The sequence below is a fragment of the Ramlibacter sp. genome (assembly GCF_036676645.1).
Classification (GTDB): domain Bacteria; phylum Pseudomonadota; class Gammaproteobacteria; order Burkholderiales; family Burkholderiaceae_C; genus Ramlibacter.
The window spans coordinates 125,968-149,551 of the sequence record NZ_JAKFCM010000104.1 but is presented as its reverse complement, the minus strand read 5'-3'; the positions used below and the strand labels follow the sequence as shown (position 1 = coordinate 149,551).

General features: G+C 59.8%; 13 protein-coding genes. 7 read left to right on the top strand and 6 right to left on the bottom strand.

Annotation, left to right across the window (positions count from 1 at the left end; genetic code table 11):
- The first annotated feature begins 149 nt into the window (after positions 1-149).
- From V6M57_RS15920 to V6M57_RS15905, 4 genes are read left to right on the top strand one after another with little or no spacing between them, the layout of a single operon-like run.
- The gene (locus V6M57_RS15920; RefSeq protein WP_332815976.1) at positions 150-2,966 is read left to right on the top strand and encodes a hypothetical protein; all 2,817 of its coding nucleotides are present in this window, start codon (positions 150-152) and stop codon (positions 2,964-2,966) included.
- Positions 2,967-2,983: 17 nt separating this feature from the next.
- On the top strand, positions 2,984-5,710 hold the full coding sequence (locus tag V6M57_RS15915) for a hypothetical protein (RefSeq protein WP_332815975.1): 2,727 nt from the start codon (positions 2,984-2,986) through the stop codon (positions 5,708-5,710).
- 12 nt (positions 5,711-5,722) lie between these two features.
- A complete protein-coding gene (locus tag V6M57_RS15910; protein WP_332815974.1) occupies positions 5,723-11,701 on the top strand; it encodes a DEAD/DEAH box helicase in 5,979 nt (1,992 codons plus the stop codon).
- Complete coding sequence (locus V6M57_RS15905) at positions 11,698-12,867, top strand: RecB family exonuclease (RefSeq protein WP_332815973.1); 1,170 nt, start codon at positions 11,698-11,700, stop codon at positions 12,865-12,867. Before V6M57_RS15910 ends, V6M57_RS15905 begins: the two co-directional genes overlap by 4 nt.
- Before the next feature lie 84 nt (positions 12,868-12,951).
- Here the strand turns inward: V6M57_RS15905 and V6M57_RS15900 are convergent, their stop codons facing one another.
- On the bottom strand, positions 12,952-14,085 hold the full coding sequence (locus V6M57_RS15900; protein WP_332815972.1) for a restriction endonuclease: 1,134 nt from the start codon (positions 14,083-14,085) through the stop codon (positions 12,952-12,954).
- A gap of 317 nt (positions 14,086-14,402) precedes the next feature.
- Here V6M57_RS15900 and V6M57_RS15895 point away from each other — a divergent pair, with 317 nt between their 5' ends.
- Entirely contained in the window at positions 14,403-15,518 is a 1,116-nt protein-coding gene (locus tag V6M57_RS15895; RefSeq protein WP_332815971.1) for a hypothetical protein, read from the top strand.
- A gap of 91 nt (positions 15,519-15,609) precedes the next feature.
- On the opposite strand, the gene V6M57_RS15890 is transcribed toward V6M57_RS15895, so the two are convergent.
- Both V6M57_RS15890 and V6M57_RS18545 read right to left on the bottom strand, forming a co-directional pair.
- On the bottom strand, positions 15,610-17,439 hold the full coding sequence (locus tag V6M57_RS15890) for a hypothetical protein (RefSeq protein ID WP_332815970.1): 1,830 nt from the start codon (positions 17,437-17,439) through the stop codon (positions 15,610-15,612).
- A gap of 618 nt (positions 17,440-18,057) precedes the next feature.
- Complete coding sequence (locus V6M57_RS18545; protein WP_442968840.1) at positions 18,058-18,783, bottom strand: endonuclease/exonuclease/phosphatase family protein; 726 nt, start codon at positions 18,781-18,783, stop codon at positions 18,058-18,060.
- Positions 18,784-19,504: 721 nt separating this feature from the next.
- On the opposite strand from V6M57_RS18545, the gene V6M57_RS15885 reads away from it, so the two are divergent.
- Both V6M57_RS15885 and V6M57_RS15880 read left to right on the top strand, forming a co-directional pair.
- Positions 19,505-21,052 carry a KAP family P-loop NTPase fold protein gene (locus tag V6M57_RS15885; protein WP_332815969.1) on the top strand — a complete coding sequence of 516 codons (1,548 nt, stop codon included), beginning with the start codon at positions 19,505-19,507 and terminating at the stop codon, positions 21,050-21,052.
- 372 nt (positions 21,053-21,424) lie between these two features.
- Positions 21,425-21,667 carry a hypothetical protein gene (locus tag V6M57_RS15880; RefSeq protein WP_332815968.1) on the top strand — a complete coding sequence of 81 codons (243 nt, stop codon included), beginning with the start codon at positions 21,425-21,427 and terminating at the stop codon, positions 21,665-21,667.
- Positions 21,668-21,703: 36 nt separating this feature from the next.
- On the opposite strand, the gene V6M57_RS15875 is transcribed toward V6M57_RS15880, so the two are convergent.
- From V6M57_RS15875 to V6M57_RS15865, 3 genes are all read right to left on the bottom strand, one after another.
- Complete coding sequence (locus tag V6M57_RS15875) at positions 21,704-22,435, bottom strand: hypothetical protein (RefSeq protein WP_332815967.1); 732 nt, start codon at positions 22,433-22,435, stop codon at positions 21,704-21,706.
- Between the two features lie 349 nt (positions 22,436-22,784).
- Positions 22,785-23,144 (bottom strand): hypothetical protein, encoded by a 360-nt coding sequence (locus V6M57_RS15870; protein WP_332815966.1) that lies wholly within the window; start codon positions 23,142-23,144, stop codon positions 22,785-22,787.
- On the bottom strand, positions 23,141-23,356 hold the full coding sequence (locus V6M57_RS15865) for a hypothetical protein (RefSeq protein ID WP_332815965.1): 216 nt from the start codon (positions 23,354-23,356) through the stop codon (positions 23,141-23,143). Before V6M57_RS15865 ends, V6M57_RS15870 begins: the two co-directional genes overlap by 4 nt.
- Positions 23,357-23,584: the final 228 nt, after the last annotated feature.

Sequence of the window (23,584 nt, the reverse complement as noted above, 5' to 3'; positions counted from 1 at the left end):
CGGCCGCCGCGACCCGCATCATCCTAGACAGGCGGCCGCACTACACCCGGGGCAAGTTCGCGTTGACCGCTCGCCAAAGCTCTGCGAGAGTCGATGAGCTGCCGCAGGTCCTCCATGTACTTCTTTCGACCTCCCCTGCTGGATTCCGAATGACCTGGCAAACCTGGTCGCTTGAGCAGTGGAATGAGGCTTTACTACGCGCGGTCTTCCTTGACCCGAGTCGGGTAGGAAGCACGATCAGCCGAATCGACGCGAACGCTCGGTTCTTAGCCAGATGCACTGGTGACGCAGGGTGCCGCGACGTTGACGCGCGTAAGGCTTTCATCGCCTCCTTCGGCAGTACCCCAAGCTCCCTACGAGCGCGGTTCCATCTGTCGTCGATCATCACCGCTGCCTCGCGGAAGCGATCGATCCCGCCAATCTTTGCTGCGCTCTACCTTTCACTGCTTGCTGCATCGGCCGACGACAACACGTATACGGAAGGAGATTTCAGGAGACGATTTGCCGAATTGGTGAGCCCAATAGAGCCGGGAAACATGGGATTCGAAGATCTACCGGCAATGTGGAAGCGCCTCCGGGAATGGAGCGTCACTCGCGCTAAATCGCGCGGAGATTGTGCAGTTCTCGTGTTGCCCGATCCAAAGCATGAAACCCGCATCGGACACTCCAAGCGCATTGCATTTCCTACCTACAAGGATGAACTCGAACTGCGAAAACTCCTGTCCGAAGTTGGGCTTTCGGCGGACTCGCAGTTTGCTGAAGTCGCAACTGCTGCATACGCGCGGTTGAACGCGTTCTCTCCCTCTTTCAAGGAGGAGCTACGGGAGTTTTCCACATTACTTAGCAGAGCGGATTTTCACGCCGCGTACGACTCTCCCTTTTGGGGGGCAATACGAGACATCACGCTCGAGGAAGAGGCGGCGCGGCAAAGAGTACGGGGAAAAACGTGGATCCAAGTCGACGTCTCTGACACCAATGCGCCCCAACTCTATGTGTTGCTGGATGCTGTTGCAAAGGCTCGGCTCGCCCCTCACGTCGAAACCATTCAACTTGGATTGAGGGGCGACGACACGTACGTTCTGTCGGACGGTTCGGCATACCCCGATCTACAGACCTTGGCCGGTCTGTTTCGACGCCATGTAACCATCAGGGAGAGCAAGGCGGGCAAGGAACTGGCGGAAGGTTGGCTCGCCCTTTTCCCAGATGCGCTCGGCACGTTCTCCACGGACGGAGCCCATTACGACAACGGTCCAGCATGCTTCGTTGTGAAGTCCACTCTCGCGACGCAGCTTGAGCTGCAATTGCGTCACCTTGGGATTCCTTGGATTCAGCTTGGCGAGGAAACCACCCTGGATGGCTGGCGTGGATTCCTATGTCGCGGCATCAGCACGAAAGGACTCGCCAGGGTCCTTGCAAATGCGCCACCCTCAGTCCGACGCATGATCGGCGCCGGCTGGAGCCCACCGAGACCCCGCCTTTCAGGGGGCGCCTGGGTAGGCCGGGCTTTACTCCTCAGCCCGGCGAGCAACCCGAAGGTGCGGATGGATGGAGCAGTGTCGGGGTACCTTCGCTTGTTCGGCTTCGAGGGCGCCGAACTACTGCGCGTTGTACTTGCGCAAGACGACGAAGGCTCGTTCCAACCCATGGCTTCCGAGCTGTCTGGCACAAGCGAGGCAGCGAGTGCAGAGTACATGTTGGAACGGCACGATGGGAGCGTGGAAACCTTGAAAGTCTTCCTCGTTCCAGTAGGCCTGCCCGGTTCTCCTCAAAGCATCAAAGACCGATCACGTTGGCTGGTGGACGGCCGCCGTGGCACGCTTGAGGACCTCGACGGACGCGAGGCGCGTGTCGCGTCAGCTGGGCCTACGTCAAAGTGGCCTCGCGATGTCAGGTTCGTTTTGGACGTCCCAGCAAAGGATTCGCCGCCCGTTGTTGACGTACTCAGGGTGGATGGCTTGGTAGCGCCGTGGCATTGGCTGGCTGAAGCACTTTTTGTTCGGTTCCAGAACCGGAGCACCCTCACGTTCGATCTCTTGGAGGAACACCTTCAAGGAGCTGCCACCGCCTGCGGCCTACGCCCGTGGCAAGTGCGGCGGCTACTGTTCGCGGGTCAGTGGCTGCGGACCCTGACAAACCGCAGCACGCCGCACAATTGCGTTGCCCTTTCCGAGCGGCAGATAAGCGTCTCACTCGACGGCGATCGGGTGGTCGGCCGAGTGGTAGGGCTGCTATGCCAGCACGACGTTACCCGAATCCGCTCATTCATGAACGGAGGCGAGTCGTGCAGCTGGGTCACGTCTCGTGGCATTCCTTCGTTGGGATGCCTGGAAGTCGAACTCGATGCGCCCTCTCGGGCACATGAACTTGCGCGTGAGATTGGGTTCGCATCCGTAGTGAACCCAGATGAGGACGCTCCGTTTGATGGCGTTCTCCCCGAACGTACGGCGATCCAAGTAACTCCATCGCCCCCGATGGGTACTCCCTTGGAAAGCTGGAATGCTCCTGCGCGGAAATGGGAACCATCCGGAGCTACGCCAGGGGATGCATCCACTGGTTGCGTACTACGCAGTACCCGGGGTGAGAGGACACTGATTTGGGTGAAGCTCTCCGACACGGCCTATGCAAGAACTGATTCTGTCCTCTGGGCATGGTTGCTCTCAGAGGCCCTGCAAAGGAAGAGCCTTGCAACGCGAATGATCGACGGCTCGCTATGGTGGCCCAAGTCCTTGCTGGAACTGCCAACACCAATAAATCGATGGTGGATGCTTCACGGGGGGGGCTGTATTGGCATCGCACCGTCGGGGCACACGGTATTTACCGGAACCATGTTACAGAAGCGCGCGCTGGACCTTGGTTGGCCGGCGGATCACCGCGACGCACCTCGCCAAGGCGTTGGCGTGGCTCGTCGCGAACTTGCGCTGCGGATACGCCGCAGGACGAGTGGTGCTAGGCGGCCCTTTCAATAAACCACCCAGAGTTAGCAGTGGCACATCGAAATTCGACACCAAGAAACAAGCAGATTGAATTGCTTTTCTCGCTAGGAGCCGAGGAGCACGAACTCGCTCGCTGCATCGACGAATCTCAGAAACGCCTGATCGTCGCGGGAGCCAAGGTCCAGAACGTTCCCGCAACCCCCAAGCAAGCTGCAGCGGTACTTGCGACGTTTCCGGACGCAGCTTTACGCATCGTTCGAGAGTGGTTCTTGAAGAACTGCACCTTCGACGACGCCAGGCAACCAGAGCTTGCGGTCGAGCTTCTGAGGAATCTGCCGCAAGAGCGACTGCCAGATGCGCGGCTGAAGCCGGAATGGCGTGCAATCCTGGCGGGATTTGTTCGACCAAACCCGCCCGCAGAAATCCTGGACTTCGTCCGGCCCGCTGAAACTCGGCGAGCTGTTGCGCATGTTCGCTCCAGCGACGAGAAGGACCCTACCGCACTTTTCGGTGAGATTCTCGGAGGGCGCGAAGTGCAGGCCGGCGACGAACCGCTGGTTGGATTTGTCGCCGCCCTCGCCGCCTTAGTTAAGGGAGACGAGGCTTCGTTTCAGCGATCCCATGACGTCCTTGCACAACAGCCCGCCGGTCGTTCCTTGCTGCCCCTGCTCACAGGGATAAAGGAACAGCAGCCACGCACACCTCGATCATTCGATACCAGACCCAAACGTAGCTTACAGGACTCTCCGGACTTTGATCCTGAAGATGTCGCAGTGGTCGCCCAGGTCAGCAATCAACTTGAGGGCGGGCAAGTCTTCGCGCACGTCCTGGGAGTGGTCGGCCCATCTGGATTCATTGAGCTATCCAGGGACGAGGCGAAATCGATCTATCAACATTCCGGCGACATCACAGCGTTTCCGAAAGCAGGGCCTCCTGGCTCATACATCGTCGGCGCGACGTCTACCTGGAGGGTTGAACGGAAGGCAACCGACAAGCCGACGCAATTCGTCGCGTCATCCGTGCTTGGTCGAGTCTATGACGTGGTCAGTGTCCCGCACGGCTCCACTGATCCGGATGCCCTGAGGCAGTGGCTCCAAACTGAATACTCTGCCCCACAAGGGTGCTTGCCATTATTCGAACTTTCGGACGGGCTCCTACTGAGGCCGCCGGCAGAGGCATCGGCAGGACTGGCCAGCTATCGGTTCGACAAGCCGTTGGATGCGTTCGCGTCCGTCCATGGCGTTACCCTAAAGGGCGGCCGGCGCATCGTAATAGGGCCACTACCAGCATCTACGGCTAAGTTGGACTGCGCACCTCCACTGCTGCTGTTGAAACGCTTATTGCGCGCCGAGCACCTGTCGCGGGGGTTTCCTCCTTTCACTCGGGCGCAAATAGCCGCTCTCTGCGAATTTCTCGAAGCCGAGCAAGGCGAGCAATGGGGTTCCGCGCTGCACAGCGCACGCGAGCGCTTGGAGCGCGCAGTTGGACTACGGGAAGGCATCGCTGATGTGATAGACCAGCTCATTTCAATACCACAGATAAAGGCTCGCATTGACGCCGAGGTCGCAGCTGCCAGGGAGCGGGTGGTAAGCGACCTCAATAAGGAGCGCGAGGCGACAGATAAATTGAGGGATGAGCAGCGCCGGCTTACTGAAAGTCTGGAGGGCGCAAGGAAGGCAGCCCGCGAACAAGAGGCCACTCTAGCGAAGAAGATCAAATCCGTTTTCGAGAAGGCGAGCGCGGAAGGCCTAGATACCCTCGCCTCAATAGCACTCTTCCGCGGCATCGTGGGAGACGCCCAACGTGCAACAGCATCTTCGGCGGCGCCGATCTCCAGCCCCTCAAGTGAGTTGGATGCCGACATCGGCAGGTTCACTGTCGGAGCGCCACTTAGATCGGCAAAGGACATCAAGAACGCAGTAATGCGCGCAACCTACGCTACCGGTCTCAGCGGCCAGATGCTGGCGGGGATCGTCGCCGCGGGACGTGCCTGCGGAGTGGTCGGCCTCCACGGAAGGAGACGTGACCAAGTAGCGTCAGTTCTAAGCCACGTTCTCGCTAGCGGGACGCGATGTTCAATATCCGTCAGTGCGGATGTTTTCGGGATGACTGACTTGCTGAGGACGCCTGCACTCATCCAATCTCCCTCTGCGTCGAGTGCCATGCCGCTGGGCGAGTTCATTTCGGCGCAGTCGCGGCATGGCCGGTCGTCCATGATCAGACTCAAAGGAACAAACCGGGTACCTCCTGAAACCTTCTTACCGGATCTCCTTTCAGCGCTCTCACAACCGCTCATTGAGCGGCGCATTGCGTGGGATGACCGAGGGACCGCAAGGCTGTGTGATCTAAGCGCGCCGTTGATCTTCCTTCTCGAATTCGAATGCGGAACAGCGACTTTCCCGATCTGCGAGCCGTTGTCGCTAGAAATTCCCATCGTCAGCGTAGACCACGTCTGGGGGGATGAACCGGAGCCAGATCACACCGTAGATTCGACGCCTTCCGAGATGACTCTAGAGAGTTGGTGCGATCTCGCACCAGAAGCGCCGCTGGAGACGATTCACAAACCAGAGAGCGCCATTGCAGGGATAGCCGAGAAGCTGGGCACCCATCCAGCTGAGACGGGCCTGCTCGCTGCAGCGCTGCTGCGCGCAGGAAGGCCGGGCCAGTCGGTCATCTCCGCTAACACTGGTGGTGGAGTGCCGTCCTATTTGGAAGCGCTCGTAGAAGCTCTAACTACGAGCAAGGCCCCCAGCTTCACGCGCGGAGCCGAAGATTGAGGAGGTACCACAATGCAGAATCCACTCCAGACATTCCAGTCCATCCAGGACTTCTACATCACCTATTTGGAAACTGCCTTCCGCATAGGTGACCCCGAAATCCAACGCAAGAGGCGCCTCTTACTCGAAACACCCGAAGCGTTATCGACGGAACCGTTCCTTGAGCCGCTGCCGCAATATCTTGACTACGGGTTGAGGATCGACGACCTAAGCGACAACGAGCACGGCCGGACATGGCTGCCGGGCTTTTCTCCTCGCGAGCGCCAAGCGTTCATCGACCTTTGTCTTGCTGGATTGATCCCAGCAGACAAGGCGGAACCAACCAAGGGGCGGTTCAAGCTCTTCACGCACCAGCTCGAAATGTTAAGGAACGGGATCGGTGTTGCGTCCCCGGGGATAGTCACTTCTGGAACAGGATCGGGAAAGACAGAGTCATTTCTCCTCCCAATACTGGCAGCAATTTCCCGCGAAGCAACTGGCTGGACTCCTAGCCCCCGCCTTGGCAGCTGGGTTCCATGGTGGAAGGACGAGGAAACTTGGCCCACGTTCCCCCGTGAGGCCCCATGGGAATCGTCCACCCGGCCGAAAGCCGTACGCGCGCTGGTCCTGTACCCGATGAACGCCTTGGTCGAAGACCAAATGGTCCGGCTACGACGCGCACTTGATTCCGATGCGGCTCACACGGTCATGTCGAGGCACTTCGGCGGCAACAGAATCTTTTTCGGGCGGTACACGGGCGCCACGAAGGTAACCGGCTGGCTCGAACATCCGCGCATCAAAACCAAGCAAGAGCAGGAGCGAGCCGCACGTCGGGTCGCCGAACTCAGAAAGTACATGCGCTTGCTGGAAGAGACCCACACAAAAGCAGTGAACGAGCTCTCACGAGGCCGAAGCGGTACAAGCGATGAGTCACTGCCGTTTAATTTTCCCCGACCGCTTGGTGGCGAGGTTGTAAGCCGATGGGACATGCAACGGCACCCCCCTGACATCTTGATTACGAACACGAGCATGCTGTCTACGATGCTCGTGCGCGAGATTGACGAAGGCATATTCGCGCAGACGCGGGAATGGCTCCAAAGTGATCCGAACGCGTACTTCTACTTAGTTTTGGACGAACTGCACCTGCAACGCGGCTCCGCAGGCACTGAGGTCGCCTACTTACTCCGTGCAGTCCTCGAGCAACTGGGGCTGCATCATCCTCAGCACAGGCATAAGCTTCGGGTCCTTTGTTCCAGCGCCTCCCTCCCTGTAGACGGTGATCTGGGAGAGCAGAGCCTGGACTACTTGTGGGGCTTCTTCGGCAACTCGGGTTTGCCGTCGTCGGCTAAGCGCGAAGACTGGCGATCTGCAATCGTCCGGGGGGCGTCTCCTCAGGTGCCCAACGAAGCGTTCACGGGAAGGATCGAAGAGTTCCGGGACGCAGTCGACCAGATGAAGTCGCAGGTGGAGGAGTCACAAGGACTCCCAACCGCTGCCGCATGGGGAACGATTGCAGAAGCACTGGCGCTGCCTCCTCACACAGGACCGACAGAAGACCTAGCCGCGCTACTTGTTGCGAAGGCGGGGCGCCTCTTGGAGGTAGGTTGTACTTCTGGTGGCGCCAGCCGCGCGACCGCCATCAGCAACGTGGCGGCGAACATTTTTGGCAGGCACCAAGATGCGGTCGCGGCCACACATGCGCTGGTGTGGCTCCGGTCGTGCAGTGACAAGTGGGACTCGTGGTTTGGACGTGAATTTCCCCATGCGTCGGCCGCGCCAAGATTCCGGGTACATACGTTCATACGCGCTATAGAAGGTTTATTCGCCGCACCCCGGCCCGCGCCCATTGGGCTACCGCTTCGCGAGAGGACTGACCTGCTATTCGGAGACCTAACCGTTGAGTCCGGCGTCCGCTATGGCCATGAAATTGATGGCAGGCGGACCCGACGGGTAGACCTGCTGTATTGCGAGTGTTGTGGCACTCTCTTCTTCGGCGGTCGAAAGGGACGCGCAGCAGGTGGTCAGGTGGAGCTCTTGCCGAATGACCCGGACACCGAATCACTGCCGGAACGCGCGAAGGTCAATCAGGTGGAGCAACGATCCGCGGAAGAATACGCGTTGTTCATGCCTGTGGTCAGTCGGTTCGCACCCATCGGGAACGAGCAGCCTGACTTCGATGATGCTCAAGGTGCCTGGAAGCAGGCCGAATACGACACGTTCTCAGCAACGATCACCCCGAGCCCCCCGATTCTCAAAGAATCCGACCGCATTGCCGGGTGGTTGTACCACGTAGATCCCGACCCGGCGAAGTTCCGGGGCGAGATTCGGCGAAATCAGAGTTCGTGGACGGATTCCGGTTCGGCCCTTCCTTTTCAATGCCCCGCCTGCGCCATCTCATACCGCAAGGCTGGTGGGCGGAGTTCGCCGATACGAGGGTTCCGCGTCGGTTTCGCGAAGACAACGCAGTTGCTCGCGAGTTCGCTTATGGCGGAACTCCAGAGATCGAAGCCGAACGAGCGGCTCGTTTCGTTTTCAGATAGCCGGCAGGACGCAGCGAAGGCCGCGTTCGACCTAGAGGGCGGCCACCACGACGACGTCAGACGCGAGCTCGTCGTACGCAGCATGCAGGAGATCGCCGACCGGCTTGCCTCCCCTGAACAGATCCAGCGGGACATCACTCGCGCATCGAGCCGGCAAAAAGAGCTGGTGCTGAAGGACGAACGGACTGACGACGAAGAAGACGAACTGGCTGAAATCAGCAGGACGATAGCCGAGCTTCGGACCAAGCTGAAGCAATCAGCACAAGACTGCCTTCCTCTCCGTGACATCGTCGAGCCCATCGAACCACAGATGGGAGCTCCGTTGAGGCCGCTGCTCGCCGGACTAGTCCAGGCCGGAATTCACCCGATAGACCGGACAGGCGTTTCCACGGTACCTGAATCTACAACCACAGGGATAGCCTTTGCGTGGCAGCAGCTGTTCGAGCGAACTGCGGGTGCATGGTGTTGGGCGCGAAGCCCAAGTCGCATTGATGATTATTCGGCCGCATTCCGGTGCATCGCGACGGAACTTCTGAAGCTTGTAGGCGGCACCGTCTTCAGCAAAACTTACTTTGCAGTCGAAGAGTCCGGATGGGGATATCCGTGCCTCCCGGTAAGAGAAGGCATTACACGTGCCCAGCTCGCTAAGTTCGACGCGATGCTGCGGGTCTTAGCGGATTCGTACCGGCTCGACCCTTCTCCGTTCGATGGACCAATATCTATTTGGTCGACGGGCGCAGATGCGATGAGGATGCGCAGACTGGCCCACTTTCTCCGGGCGGTAGGTTCAGCCACTGGCGACGATCCCCTAACGCTTGCAGACGAACTCTTGAGCGAAATGCAACGGGCCGGCCACCTTGGTGGCATCGTATCGATTGCCAACTTGCACTACAAGCCAGTCGCACACGACGCACACTATTGGAGATGCGTGAACTGCGGGCGCATACACCTGCACCGCGGCGCGACTGTGTGTACCCGTTGCGGGACATTGCTCGCAGACGACCCCAACGGAACAGTGACAGAACTCAGGGCGAGTAGTTTCTTGGGCAAGCGGATCCTGCTAGCCAAAGGACTGGGAATTCGCAGGATGCGTGCCGAGGAACTCACAGGCATGACCAACAATCCCGCCGCGCGATTGCGAAGGTTCAAGGGCATCTTGATCAACGACGAGGATGACATACTGCCGCTTGGTTTCGAGGGTGCCGCAACGGACCCAGAGCTTGACATGCAAGCGAGAGTCGTCGACGTCTTGTCAGTGACGACAACGATGGAAGTCGGAGTTGACATCGGGGATCTACGTTCGGTCTTCCAAGCCAACATGCCGCCTCAGCGCTTCAATTATCAACAGCGAGTCGGTCGCGCTGGGAGACGAGGCCAGGCGTTCTCATTTGTCTTGACGGTGTGTCGGAGCAAGAGTCATGACCTGCACTACTTCCGCAATCCCGCACAAATAACAGGCGATCCGCCCCCGCCACCGTTCCTTACTACGACCTTGAACCAGATTGCGAGTCGGCTGATTCTGAAGATCTGGTTCGTCGCTGCATTCAGGGAGCTCCGCAGGACGCATGCACGGGGCTGGCCGGGAGACGAACTACGCGTTCAGCCGGACAATCACGGAGAATTCTTTAGGGTGCGCACGCTGAGGGAAGCACGCCCGAAATGGCTCCCCCGGATCAAGGCTGCCTTGACGAGTTGTGAAGCGATACGAGATCAGTTTGCGCTACTCTGTTTCCAAGGGGAAGCCGCACGGACTGCCGAGGTACTTGCCGCACTGTCTGTCGAAGCCGCATTGCGGTACATAGAGATTGTTCTAGAAGATCGATCGCTCCAGGCGAAGGGGCTTGCGGAGGCACTGGCTGAACACGGTTACTTCCCGATGTACGGCATGCCCACACGCGTGCGACTCCTACATACGCGACCGACAGGAAAAGGCAATGACTTGAAATTCCTGTCCATGGACAGGGATCTTGATGTGGCAATTCAAGAATTTGCTCCAGGGAAGGTGCTAGTCCAGGACAAGCGCAGGTATTTCACTGCCGGGTATGCCGGCGAGACGTTGCAGAAGGACTGGGCTAGTCCTTCCCGCTTCAACGCGGAGCCCCGGGAACTTGGCATTCCTCGGTACTTGGTGGAATGCAGCGTCTGCCTATCTTGGTCTCGTGCCTCAACCCCAACTGCACCACAAGGCACTTGCCTGGCATGTGGCTATGACCTGAGCGGAAGCTCGGTTCACACCGCGTACGCTCCCTTTGGATTCATCACGTCGCTCGTGACCAAGAAGCCGGACGAATCTGGCGAGGAAAACACCGCACGGGCGGCCAAGACCAGTGTTGCCGAGGCGGAACCGCTGGTTGCAACAAAGCTAGAAGGCTCGAACGTTCGCATTGGGACGAGCACGCAATCGCAGGTGTATCGCCTGAACAGAGGCGAATTTCGGGACGGTGCTTGGGTAGGTTGGCACGCGGATCAAGGCGACATCGTCGTGCCGTATCGAAACGGCGGCCCGCAACAGAGGCTATACGTGAACGGAGTATGGATCGATCCCCAGGCCGCACAGTTGGACTCGAGTTCTTCTCCGATCAGCAGCAGGTTCGTTCCACGCGGCGAGCACTCTGGTCCGTTCTATCTAGCAGCGCCGAAAGTCACGGACTCACTGGTCTTGGTGCCTGATGAATTGCCGCCTCAACTGGCGATCGTCGCCACCAGCCAACAGGGTCAACGAACCCTGTCGTCCGGATTCAGAGCCGGCGCCTTGTCCGCTCTCTTCCTTTTGGTGAACCATGCATCGCGCGAGATCCTCGATGTCGACCCCGACGAGTTCGAGATCCTAGAGCCGAGGCTACAAGCCACCGGAGACGGAGCATTCCTGCCAGTGCTCCAATTGTGCGACGACCTTGTCAATGGCTCAGGGCTCACTAATCGCCTTTCGCAACCGTCCGTTGGATCCAGCAGTCCCATCATCTGGGATGTCATACGCCGGGTAGCCGCGACGCCGTCGCAATCGCCGCTTGCCGATTTGTTGGCTGAAGAGCACGCGAAATCTTGCTACACGGGCTGCTATAAGTGCTTGCACCGGTACGGGAACCAGGCCTATCACGGTTTACTCGACTGGCGTCTGGGCCTCGACGTGTTGCATCTTCTCTTGTCCCGTACTTACGTAGCAGGATTCGATGATGACTTCTCGTACCCGGGCGTTCACGACTGGCCAGAAATTGCGAAGAGGCTTGCGAGCGAGGCGGCTGCCTTACTTGGCGGGGAGGTTACCGTACTCGACGGAGTACCTACCTTCCGGCTTGCAGCGCGTCGCTGGGCGGCAGTCGTTCACCCTTTCTGGTCTGTGGATAGGCTCAAGGATTCAAAGCCAGAGTTGGACTCGTTCGGCTTGGAAAATGATCTTCAGTTCGTGACGACGTTCGACCTGTCGCGCAGGATGGGAGAATCGTTATCAAGGCTCAAGGAGGCGAATCCTTGACTTTGGATGGCAGCAAGCGATCTGGATCTGCAGCAGCGCTGCAACGAACTAGGCCCATCCGACCATCCAAGCTAGGACTTTTCAACCTCTGCGCGCTACGCTACCTATTCGAAACCGAACGGCCGGATCTGGAGCGACTGAGCCCAGCGCCGGCTGCGCTCCTTGGATCTGCGTTCCATAAGGTTATCGAGACTGGACCAACTCAGAACGAATTGTCCGGCAAGCTCGTGCGAGAGCTGATACGCGACGAATTCCGGAAAGCTGTCCTGTCGAACGGTGGGTGGCTTGCACGATGGGCGTGTGCACGCGAAGGTATCGATTCGGTGTTGCCAAGATCGCTGCTGGATCAAGCCACGCAACTTACCTACCACGAACTGAAGCTCAGACCAATCGCAGCAGGAAGGGCGGCAATCGCGCGCGGAGATTTCCCGAGCGAAAAGCAGATGAACCCATTCGGGAGCGAACTATGGCTTCACAGCGATAAGATGGATATCGAAGGTCGCGCAGATCTAATCGAGCAACGAGGCTCTGTAGTCCATGTTGTCGATTACAAACTAGGCGCGACTCGTGCGGGAGAGCCGAATCCTGACTACGTCCTACAGCTCTCTGCGTACGCCATGGTCGCATTGGAGAGGCTTGGTCCTCGAAAGGTGGTTCTTGAGCTCCGCAGCCCGCGAGCGACATGGGCCAAGGAGCTGGATGACGGGCTGCGAGCTAACGTGCTCCAAACATTGCAGCAGATCCAGACTGTTCTGCCTAAGCATGAATATATTTCATCGGAGGCGCTGGCGACGCCAGGAACACACTGCATGACCTGCAGTTATCGCCCATCATGCACGACGTACGCGCGTGGACTGCTAGGCAGAACCCCCAGCGATTTTCTATCGCCGTACGACGTCGCCGGTAGCACGGAATCCACGACTAGCTGTGATGGCTTCACAACTATTCGCATCCGAGCGGAACCTGACGACCGCGCCGTCTCGATCACCGCAGTTCCGAGCGCCATGCTCGATGCTCTTTTGGGCGCAGGTTCGAACGTTGTTGCTTACTCCCTCAAATCGCCCGAGACCATGGGTCGCGGCAGATATGTTGCCAACTTCCATGCCTGGAACCGCATCACTGCCGTTGACTCGGCTTATTCGTGCTCAATAGGATTTCGTCAGTAGGTACGCGTCGCCGCGTTCACGCATATGGGTCCGGTGCATCGAACAGCGCCTCTAATGCACTTGGCTCGTGATAGCCAGCCTGCATCAGCACTTCCGTGATATCGCGCGCGCAAAGCAGAAGAATCGGGTGACCATCCTCCCGAACTTCCTCATAGACCTGCCGTCCATCACCGAGGTCGTGACCAGGACACCAAATTGGCGCTGCCTGATTCTTGAGATTAGCCGAGCCACTTCCTTGACCCCGACCGTTGTTCCCGGTTGGCCATTAGCGGGCGGCTTGTAGCATTTCGCCTCCAGGGCAAATTCGGCGAATACCGGATCGGCCCCAAGTCCAAGCCGATAGCGGCCGAATGCATCCCTGCCTCCGTCAACCGCCGCACGAGTGACGCCGTCGATGATCACACGTGCATCCATGAGCTGGAAAACGCGAGCGGCAAACCGTTCGAACCCGTGAGGGTCCTGTGCATAACGCTCCCACACGCGATTCAGTAGGGCCCACTTACCTTGCGTATTCGGCAACTGCTCCTCTACGCTGCGGCTCACCCGGATCGGCGGGGCCGCGAGCGGGGCATATTTACCTGTTTGCACCCAATCACGCCACTCCTTCGGTGCTGCCGCAACATCAGGACGGACATTGCTCAGGGTATCCAGCCACTGACGACTGGCCGTACTGCACTTCAGCACCGTGAAAATCGCGCGGTAGTTTTGAAACCGCTGTCCACCGGTGCTTTTCCAAACAGCGACTAGATCGTCCGTCGCCGACACGCCGGGAAATCCAGGAACCGCCAATCCCAAAAACTGCACGGACCTCGCGCTACCGGGAGTTGGTGAGCTCCGGAACACAAAGAAAGGGGGAATCAGATCACGTGAGGCGGGCGTTTGGTGCAAGCAGGTGAAGACCTGTTGCAGCAAACGATTCCCTCCTTTAGCCGTGTCATGCAGCTCGCTTCCCGGCCTCCGGTTGTCGCCGTAATACGTAAACTGACCAGTGGCCGCGTCCAGGCTGTCAGGCCAATCCGTTTCCGCCCCGCTGGTGTACAGGACGACGAAGCTCTCGCGACCTGCCACACGGCGCTTCCGAAATCCTCCTTGATTCCCTGCGCCGGCAAGCAACTTCGAGATGGGATCGTCGCCAGCGTGATTCTTGCGCCCTCCCTCGTAAATTCGATCTACGATGAGGTCCGAACTACCGAGATCGGCGAATGGGACGATCTGCATGGGTCTCCTTCTAGCTCCGATCAGCGTTCCTGCATGTGGTCAATTACCCGAACGAGCTTTTGATTCGGCCGCAACCATGTTTCTCGCGCATGTTGGAAGCTCAGGGCCGACGTACCGCAGCTGCCGGCGCGACCGGGCGTCATCGTAGCTCAGCTTCGCCTTGCCTTGACAGCCTCCGCGCGGACCTGCAGGACGAGCGCGATGTGGCCGAGAGGGCCTGCGATTGCTTGGAGCGGCCCGGGCGCGTCCGCGTGTTGTAGTCCGTCGCTAAGCGAGCGGGATACTTCGACTAAGCTTCCGTGATTCAGCTACACGCCATGGAACGCACGTTTCGCTATACGTTCGAACCCGCAGCACTGGACCCGGTCAAGGCCCCTTTGGTAAAGCTTGACGTGGGGGATATCGAAGATGCCGCACTGAGGGAAGTGCTTCAGACGCCAGGTCCAGCACTAGGAACCTGGAATCTTTTGGACGCCCTTCTCACGCGCACTGGCGCTAATACGCCGTTTGTCTTCCAGGAGCCATTGGGCCAAGCAAGAGAAGTCAAGGTAGCACTCTCGGGGCTATTGGGTCGTTTTGTTGCTCGCGCTTATCTCGAGCGCTACTTTGGGCTCTCTGCCTTTGCTCATTTGGGGAAATCCAATCTAGTGCTGGATCCAAGGCGCCGGATCTCCGTCGTCCGCATGGCACGTGGCGATCTGCCGGATTGGGTCGCCTGTTCTGCCACTTGGACCACCCCTATGATTGCGGAAGCGAAGGGGTGTCACGACCGCGGCGGTCCCGGCAAGGCGCTGGCGCGCGCTTGGTTGCAGACGCAACGTGTGGCGATAACCCACAACGGAGCCCAGCTCACCGTGAAGAGGATCGCGGTTGCGACGCGGTGGGCCTCGGCCAAGGCGGGCACTGGTCTGCCGATGATGGCGGTTCAAGACCCGATAGATTCGGGGAAGGACCTTTCTCCTGAAGACGAACGTGCGATGGTCATCGGCCTGTTGCGCCGGCATCTGGCGACGTTGCTAGCTCCGCTTGGCCATTCGCAGTTGAGTAGCTCGCTAGTCAATCTCACATCTTCAAGAAGACCAGAGAAGACACTTATCGAAGAGGCGTTGAAATCGCTGGAAAACACGCGTCTGTCCCATGTTGCACCCATTGACCGCGAACTCGCTACTGATGGGCTCGTCGGCGGTACCGTGACACGTTTGGGCGTCGTTGCTGGCCACCGCCTATCCAGATTCGATGAAAAAACGCTGACTAGACTCGACCTACGGCCTCGCTTCATTGGTGTGTCGCGTCGAATCGTGCGGACCGCGATACTTGGACATGACCTTGCCGTCGAGGGCCAGCGGTCGGGCCTGATTCAGCCGCCAACGGTTGCGCGCGGCGACGAGGTAAAAGGCTGGATCATTCCCCTCGATAGCCCAGACAGGTTTTAGCAGTTATCAGTTTGGCGAGCGGTGGAGGGATCTCCGGCATCCGCTTGACCTGAACAGACCGGGAGCGCGGTCCCGGCGTCCGGGGCTGATGCTACAGAGCACGCGCAGGAAAGCCCCCCGCCTCCCCAGGTGTGGCTCCATCTTCGATGCGGTTCCAAAAATCGTGCATATTGAGTGTCGATCCCCCAACTCGAATTGAAACCGGGATCGGATGGACATTGGGTACCCGCGCGTGCTCTTCAAGCAGTCGCGCATGGATGTCTCGCAAGGACCGCTCTGAAGGGCCAATTTCCATGCGCACACGGGCGAATTGTGGCCAAACCGCCATAGCCAATCCAGGAGCACCGGTCTCGATGCCGTAACCTTGGGTGCGGATAGACGACCTTGAAATGGCGAAGAGCTGAATGCTTCTGACGGCCTCGCGACGTTTCTGACTGAGCCGCAGCGACTTGTCGAGCGCGGAAACGCCGTTCTCCTCGATCCAGGACCTGACCTTGCAGGACCAATCAATCAGTTCGGCCGAAAGGTTTGCAGCCTTGCTTCGGAGTTGGCGCACGTCGTTGGTGGAATAGTCTTGCCACTTCAACTGAAAGAGGCCGACATCCCCGGTGAGCCGGTCGAATACGGTCGCGTCGACGTCCGTCAAGACTGCATTGCCGCGGCGCAACCTGAGGTTGCCGGGGAAGCAGATGTATCGCCGGCCGCCGAACATCGCGTAGAGGTGCTCCCGCATCCAGTCCTCTCGGTCCGCGGCAAGGGCGTGTTCAGCGCGTGCATCCAGCCACTGGTGCTGGGTTCTGGCGGCAGTAAAGGGATTTCGCGTCAGGCACGAGACCGGCCGCAGTACAAAGCCATTGCCTAGGTCGAAGAGCAAGGGAATTAAGGGCGTCGAGTGGTCTGCCAGCTTCTTCGACTGCTCCGATGTCATAGCGAGCGCGTTGAACACGGAGTGAACTAGGGGCTCGGGTCGGCCGCTCATTGTGGAGATCGACTCTTCCAACACATTCCTCGGCCCCCAGATGGTCAGGCTCTGGGCGACCGACACTTCGCCAAACAGCTTCTTGGCGACCGACACGCAGCCGAAGTGCTTGGAATGCAGACTAATGAGCGCCGCGCCCACAGCTGCGATGTCGGCGCCACTGATCGAACCGAGCATGGCTTTGGCATGTATGCCCGCGTCTTCACGCCAAAGGCTCGCAAGAGCGAGAGCCTCGGCCATGTAGTGCTCGTCTACCTCGATTCGCGCGTCATAGGAGACCATGACTCCACGCCCCGTGTCCCACGGTTTGACGAGCGGCTTGATGAACTCCTCGATGTCGGGCCTCAGCCACTGCGTGACCGGCGGATCGGCCAAGGCCATGTAGTTTCCCGGCATGCCGGGCGAGCGCAAGGCGTCTTGCATCGAAGCAATCGTCCACCCCGCGCTCGACGATTGCAATCCTGCCTCGGCGGCCTTTAGTCGGTCCATCTCGGTGGAGTCGGCAAACTGAGCCCGGGCGTCTTTCGCCATGCGTATGAAATACTCATCCCCATTCGGGGCGATCTCCACGAGTCCCCGCTCGCTCATGTCGGCGAGCCGGCGCAGCAGCGACACCTTGCCAAACTCCTGCATGAGTGCGGCCGCGTAGCCACGGGATTCTTGAGTGCTCTCCATCAAGGGGAAGGCGCCGGGTTGATCCAGTGGTTCAAAGAGCTCGGCGACCGCCTTGTTCCATCCCCAATACATCAGGTCAAGAGATTGCGCGACTTTGTCGCTGTCGCCGATCAGGGCGGGAGCATGCGTTCCCCAGTAGTCCATCGCCCGTACCGCTTCGATGAACAGGATAAACCGCCCCATCCGATCACGCGGCAATAAGCTGCGGACGGCCGCGAGATGGTTATCGGCCAAGCCTCTAAGGACTTGGGCAATTGAATCGACCATGGCTCAGAGTTGCGATACGCGGCTGGGCCCAGCGGCGTGACACCGGGCGCCAAGGATTCCTAACGAAAAGCATTCTCTCCTGACATTCGGGACTGTCGTGGCGCCGCCGGGGTGCGCAGCTGTGACCGAGGGAGCAGGCGGCCGGGTCCGCATGGGGGCGAAGGCCATGCATCCAGTTCATTCCGCATCACGACTGGCAAATTGACGCCGGAAGTCTGGCAGCTGACGCTGTGCCGGGCAAGTCCTGAGTACCCATGCCCGATGCCGCCGCCAGAGCTCCAACCCGTCCTGGGCTACCTGCATCGAGATCGCCAATTCCGCACCATCTGCACCACGTCGCGGCCATGACCAGATTTGCGGAGTAGGGTAAGTCCCTCAGTGAGGTGCGTGTCGAATCGAGAGCCCACCGCCAGCTACTCGCGAATCAGGCCCTCAAGCATTTTCGCTTTAGCCTCTCGGCACACACTCACTCACCTCCAATGGCGCGCTGTACAGGTGCGACTTGGACGCCTGCTCAGCTCTGCGAGTGGTCCTCTTCCGCGGACGCCGTCAGTTGGTTATCGCTTCAAGCGCGGGGAGAGCTACGCTCAGTCGCGGCGCACACCCGGATCGCAAGGGCTACGCCGGGATCAGTACCTCGGAAATGAGGATCGCATGATCAGGATGCCCCCTCTTTCCCCTAGACTTGTCGATCCACGACCAATCGTACTGAGGTCCATTCACCTTCATTCCGGAGCTCACGTAGAGATGATCGATTCTGCGGGTGCCTGACGGCCCGCCGTAGCTGGCTCCAGCCGAAGGCGTTCCGCAGATCCAGCCCAACCCCACGAGGCGCTGCAAGTAATCCCCGCACTGATTCGAGGGGTCTCCGGGATCCGTGTTCAGGTCGCCAGTGAGGATTGCCCTCAACTTCGCGAGTGGTGCAGCACTTTGAGCCAACCAATCCCATAGGGCCCGCTTGTGCGAAACATTGAAGTCACCACCATACGGCACTCGCACGGCTAGGCATTGCATTTCCAGCTGCGGGAAAAGAACGTGCAAGAAGTTCGGAGGTGCAGACGGATGAATGGGGGGCGCCTGCAGTGGGCCGAGCGCCAACGCGAATCGGCTCGCCACCAATATTTGATTTTGACGGGGCACGTGCGTCGAGATCAAAGCATGTTGAAGTCCGATAGCGCGCAAGTCTGAAATGAACCCAACATTGCTGTCACCCGCCACGAACTCTGTGAGAACGACCAGATCCGGCGCATGTCGGTCGATTTCGTCGAGTACCCATTCGGGAACAGCGCGATGCGCAGCTCTATGGTCAAGATTCCAGGTGAGGGTCCTCAAACGTGTTTGCACGGATTCTCCGTTGAACAAAAAACTCGCTGGGGCACAGCTTGGACAGAGCCAGCGAGCAAATTGCCCGCCTTCCTGGGTAGCTTCCTCGCAAGGTACTGTCAGCGCGACCGCTTAGGTCGCGAACCGTAGATTACTCAGGACCGTGGCGATGGGGAATCCTCCTCGTCCGCAACCCCGCCTTCCAGAGATTCCGCCCGTTTGCCGTTGACAGCCGAGCAATGCGGCAGCAAGCTCTCTTGGCGATGAGAGAGGAGGACTCGAAATGAATGATGCGGACGCGAGCTCGGAGCCAAGTAGGGGATTAGGTCAATCGCCTGCGTCCAGCGTCAATGTTCCTCTGGGCGGACAGACGGTGCAGCCGCAGACAGGATCGATGGAGGTATCGCCCTCGCCTCCACCACCGCGGCCCCCATTGCCACCACCAGCGGCCTACGCCGGAAGCCGCCACGCTTTCGAGTCGCTGGCGAATGCAGCAGAGAGAACTTCGGCTGGTGAGGACCTCCAGTTGCGCGTGAGCGACACCGTGCAAGCCTCAGACCGGCCGGAGGCCTCAGTAAGCAGCCCGGCACAGGTGAACGAGGTCGGATCAGCGGGCTCCAAGCATGATGGGACGGTGACTCGAATGGCCACGGGTCAGGCGAGCAACCGCGGCACACCCGATGGCAGGGCGACCTCCGGATCACCCGGTACCTCGACCCCGCCTACAACAACTGCGAGCATCGTGCTCGTGCAGGTTGCACAAGATGCTTCGCGAGCGGAAGATGTCGCGGAAGCGGACGCGCTCTCGCGCGAGAAGATCGCGGCTGCACTGGCGCAGCTTCTTGTTCGGAGGCGAGACGAGAAGCCGCTCGCGGTGGCGCTCTTCGGTGCATGGGGCGCCGGCAAATCGACCTTGATCCACCTTGTGCGCCAGCAGCTCAATAATCCCGCAGTGCCGTTCGAGTGTGCCGAGTTCAACGCCTGGAAGCATGAACGCGTCGACAACATGGGTGCTGCGCTTGCGCAGAGCGTCGTCGATGCACTGATCGGTCAGATGGGGTTCTTTCAACAGCTTGGAATCGCGCTGAAAATCTCGGCGGCGCGCAAGGCGCGTGTGCGCAGCGCGATCGCGAAAACGGCGAAGTCAGCGAGCGACGGATTGAAGCTTTGGCTGCTCACGTACATCGTGCCGTTTGCGTGGCCGGCCTCGTTGCTATTGCTGACACTCATATTCCTCGGCTACGCCATCTTGTCGGACTCAAGACTTAGCTGGCTTGCAACATCCATTACCGGCACGGCAACCGTGATCATAGGATGGGTCGCGGCGCACGTGGCAGTGTTCAAGGGGCTCATGGAGTCCTTCAAGAAGGCCGCTAAAGACCAAGCGCTGAAGGACAAGTTTTTGCTCCCTGACTTCTCTGAGAAACTGGGGACGGCGCACGAGATTGGAAGGACGCTGGAGGACCTCTGCCAGCTCGCATTGCGCAACAAGGGTGGCCGCCTCCGAAAGCAGCTTCTCGTAGTCGTCGACGATCTAGATCGCTGTACCCCGGGCGCGATCAAGCAGGTGTTCGACGCGGTCCGACTCGTCGCACACATACCCGGCGTGTCGGTGATCGTTGCTCTAGATCACCGGATCGCATACGCGGCGATCGGGAAGTTCTTCTCCGAATTCGGCATCGCGGATCGTGAAGCGAGCCAAGTGTCCCGCGATTACCTCGGTAAGGTGTTCAACGCCAGCGTGGTGCTCGAGGATCCCTCTTCCGACGCGGTCGAGCGGTACATCCGTGTCCACATCTTTGAACAGCCGAGCGCATCGGCCGCCCAATCGCCCACCGAGGTGCCAAGGGAAACCGATATAACTCCCCGCGACGCAGCAGCGCATGAGGTTGAGGCATTCGTTGAATACGCGAAAGAGTTCGGCTTCACGAACCCGCGCGAGCTGTGGAGACTAAGGCAAACCTGGTCGCTGCTCAAGGGAATCGGCTTGCCCTCCCCAACACCGGAGCCGCTCATGCGTCAATGGATCCGCCACATGTTCTTCCGCGAGCGGCTGCTGCAAGGAAGAAACCAGGAAAGAAAACTTGCAGACCGATACCTCGATACTTTCGCCGGTGACGTTCCTGGCCCCCTTGCCGTCATGATCAAGAATTTCCAGCAAGTGGCACGCGACCTGCAGATTGGATTCAAGGAGCGCGACTCCAAGATACTGACCGTGCTGCTTCCTGCGGCGCCGCCAGAAGTCGGCAAGCCGGCGGCCGGCACCACCACCAGCGAAGTTCACGGGTGAGCAGCGAGGTTGGTCTCATTCCCCGCTTCAATGCACTCAAGCGCGGTCCGTTGGCTTCAAACGGGAGCGTCCAGGCGTAAAGCGAGCACCAACGCCTTTGCGGCTTGGCATTCGACTGCCCCGAACCAGCGCTACGAACCCTTCTGCACGGGCGCGCACGGCCGAAGCACCTCACCTGTCGCTTACGGGCCGGGATTGTTTTTCCGTCGAGATGTTGGGTGGGACGGCGGGGCCGCGGCCTTCGCCTTTTACGCCGCAGCTTTGGCCGGCGGTGCTCGGCGGAGGTAATCTCCGCCGTGAGTTCCATGCTCCGCGCGCTTGCGGGGTTGCCGGGCCGTGCTCAGCACACTGTTTGCCGGAGAGAATCGCTGCGTGAGCGACCAGCTTCTGCGACTCAAGACGCTCCAAGCGTATGGAGCAGAGCGTGAGCACGTCTTTCCCTCGAAGACGTCTTTGGCATGGTTCCTGCGCCGACACAAGCCAGCCCTCATCCAGGCTGGCGCACTGCTGATGATCACCGGCCGGTGGTTTGTCGACCCTGAAAAATTCGACGACTACGTCATATCCGAAGGCCGCTCGGCGGCAGCGCGGCATGACCCAGAGTCTGGTGAATGATGACTCCGCGGCGCGAGCCGCTCGTTCGCCGGGGCCCTAAGAGGGTCTCAGGCGCTCCTCAAACCGTCGGCGCAATTCCTCGAATTTGCGATCAATATCTTCCTGAGTCATCGGCTCTGGGGTTGGCGCTTGAATCGGGTTGTCGACCGGTTTCAGTCCGTAGGCCTGCCGCTCCAAGGCGATCACTTGTTGCATCGCTGTTGCGAGGTCGCGCACCGCTCCGGCATGCGCGGCCAAGCTAATCGCGTGGAGCATTGACCGCCTGCGCCGCGGCGTCGGGTCTCGTTCAGTTTCCTCGATGACCATCTGCTGGAGCAGGTCTCGGTTTTCGGCGGCAAAGCCAATGAGATCGCCCAACTGCTCGATCAGAGTCCGGGCACGATGCAGTCGCACGCGCTGCTCGCGCACGACCTCAACCACTGCTCTACTGGCAAGGCCGGTGATCTCGTCTTCTTGCCTCGTGGTTCGCGTTTGCGTAACTGTCCTCGCGCCCGCGTGAGCGGTGCGCACACCAGCGAGCACGTGGGCTTCGCTTTTTCCTGGATCGGCAGCGAGGATCTCCCTGGCTCGCTCCATGACTCGCGCTTTCAGGTCTCGCGTCCAGGGAGCGGCACGCCCCTCCGCGTCCACCGCATTCTTCGCCCACTTGCGTACGGCAGCCTCGCTGACCCGGTGCTTGCTAGCGATGCATCGAACCGACAGCACACCGGCACGGTAGTCCGCTTCGATGCTCTGCAACACGTGCAGTTCAACACGCTGGTTAGCCATCGGAACGCACCTTCCCCCGCGCGCTGCGGGCTCCGGCTCGCCTCACGTCCTCGCGAACTTCCACTGCTTCCCAGCCGGCGCGCTGCGCGAGCACCCGGCAAGCCTCCGCGGCTGCGCGCAAGGCGTAGCGCCTGGCGCAAACCGGCCGGATGGGCGCTGAAGCCCGCCATGCAGTTTCATCCCACGCAGCCGCAGAAGTGCCGTCTGCCCGAGCCGCCAGATGTTGGCGCATGGCTTGCTCTCGGGCTTCGGGTGGAATGCCAACGACCTTGAAACCGTAGTGGCAGCCTTCAGCGGGCGGGGCCTCACCGGTGTCATCGTCGAAAAGACTGGGGGTGTTCACAACGCTTTACCCTCCGGCTGCTTGCGCGCACGGCCGCACCTCGATTTCGACCGCGTAGGTGCCGCGGCGCGCGGGGCGCCGCTGCGCGTAGATCCACGTGACGCGCGGGTCGGAGTCGGCGACCTTCAGCCAGTCAGCAACGCCATCGCGTGTGGCCTTCAGGCTTCCTTGCAGGTTGTCACCATCCAGGTCCTTCGCGCCCAGCCGCGTCATTGTTACCGAGCACGGCAGCATCCCGACGCCACATGAAATGAGCGCCCAGTACGTGCTCTCCCTGTGGACCTTGGCGCGCCGCGCTCGCGCTGCCCAGTGGCAGCGCGCATTCAGTTCGCTGATCGTCTTGATCGGAACCAGCACTCTGATCATCGCCATCCTCCAGCAGGCTTGCAGTAGCCGGAGGGGATCCGGAAAACCTTTTCGCTTCTCGGACAGCGCCCCAGCGTGACGCCGCCTTCAGAAGCGTACGTTACCTTCAGGCCCGGGAACACCTCACGATATTCATCGACCAGCTTGGCGACGGTTGGCATGCGTGCGCGGTTGCGCGACTTGATCGCAGTAGTGTTGATTTCATTCTTCATGGCCGGTATTCAGATGAGCGTTAGCGAATCTGGTGAAGGTGAAGGTGAAGGTGAAGGTGCATGCTCAACGGGATGCGAGGGGCGACTGCGACTTCTTGCAACCGCAAAGGGCGGCGAATGCGATCGCAAGCCAGGGACTTGTGTGCCGCGCTGCGGTCGCAATGCAGCCGAATTGCCTCACCCATGCGGTCGCGCTCTGATCGCAGTGCGCCTGGCATGCGGTCGCAA

Excerpts from the sequence above, each read along its gene's own strand:
- V6M57_RS15920 (WP_332815976.1), top strand. The coding sequence starts at position 150 with ATGACCTGGCAAACCTGGTCGCTTGAGCAGTGGAATGAGGCTTTACTA.
- V6M57_RS15910 (WP_332815974.1), top strand. The coding sequence starts at position 5,723 with ATGCAGAATCCACTCCAGACATTCCAGTCCATCCAGGACTTCTACATC.
- V6M57_RS15900 (WP_332815972.1), bottom strand. The coding sequence starts at position 14,085 with ATGCAGATCGTCCCATTCGCCGATCTCGGTAGTTCGGACCTCATCGTA.
- V6M57_RS15895 (WP_332815971.1), top strand. The coding sequence starts at position 14,403 with ATGGAACGCACGTTTCGCTATACGTTCGAACCCGCAGCACTGGACCCG.
- V6M57_RS15890 (WP_332815970.1), bottom strand. The coding sequence starts at position 17,439 with ATGGTCGATTCAATTGCCCAAGTCCTTAGAGGCTTGGCCGATAACCAT.
- V6M57_RS15875 (WP_332815967.1), bottom strand. The coding sequence starts at position 22,435 with ATGGCTAACCAGCGTGTTGAACTGCACGTGTTGCAGAGCATCGAAGCG.
- V6M57_RS15870 (WP_332815966.1), bottom strand. The coding sequence starts at position 23,144 with ATGATCAGAGTGCTGGTTCCGATCAAGACGATCAGCGAACTGAATGCG.
- V6M57_RS15865 (WP_332815965.1), bottom strand. The coding sequence starts at position 23,356 with ATGAAGAATGAAATCAACACTACTGCGATCAAGTCGCGCAACCGCGCA.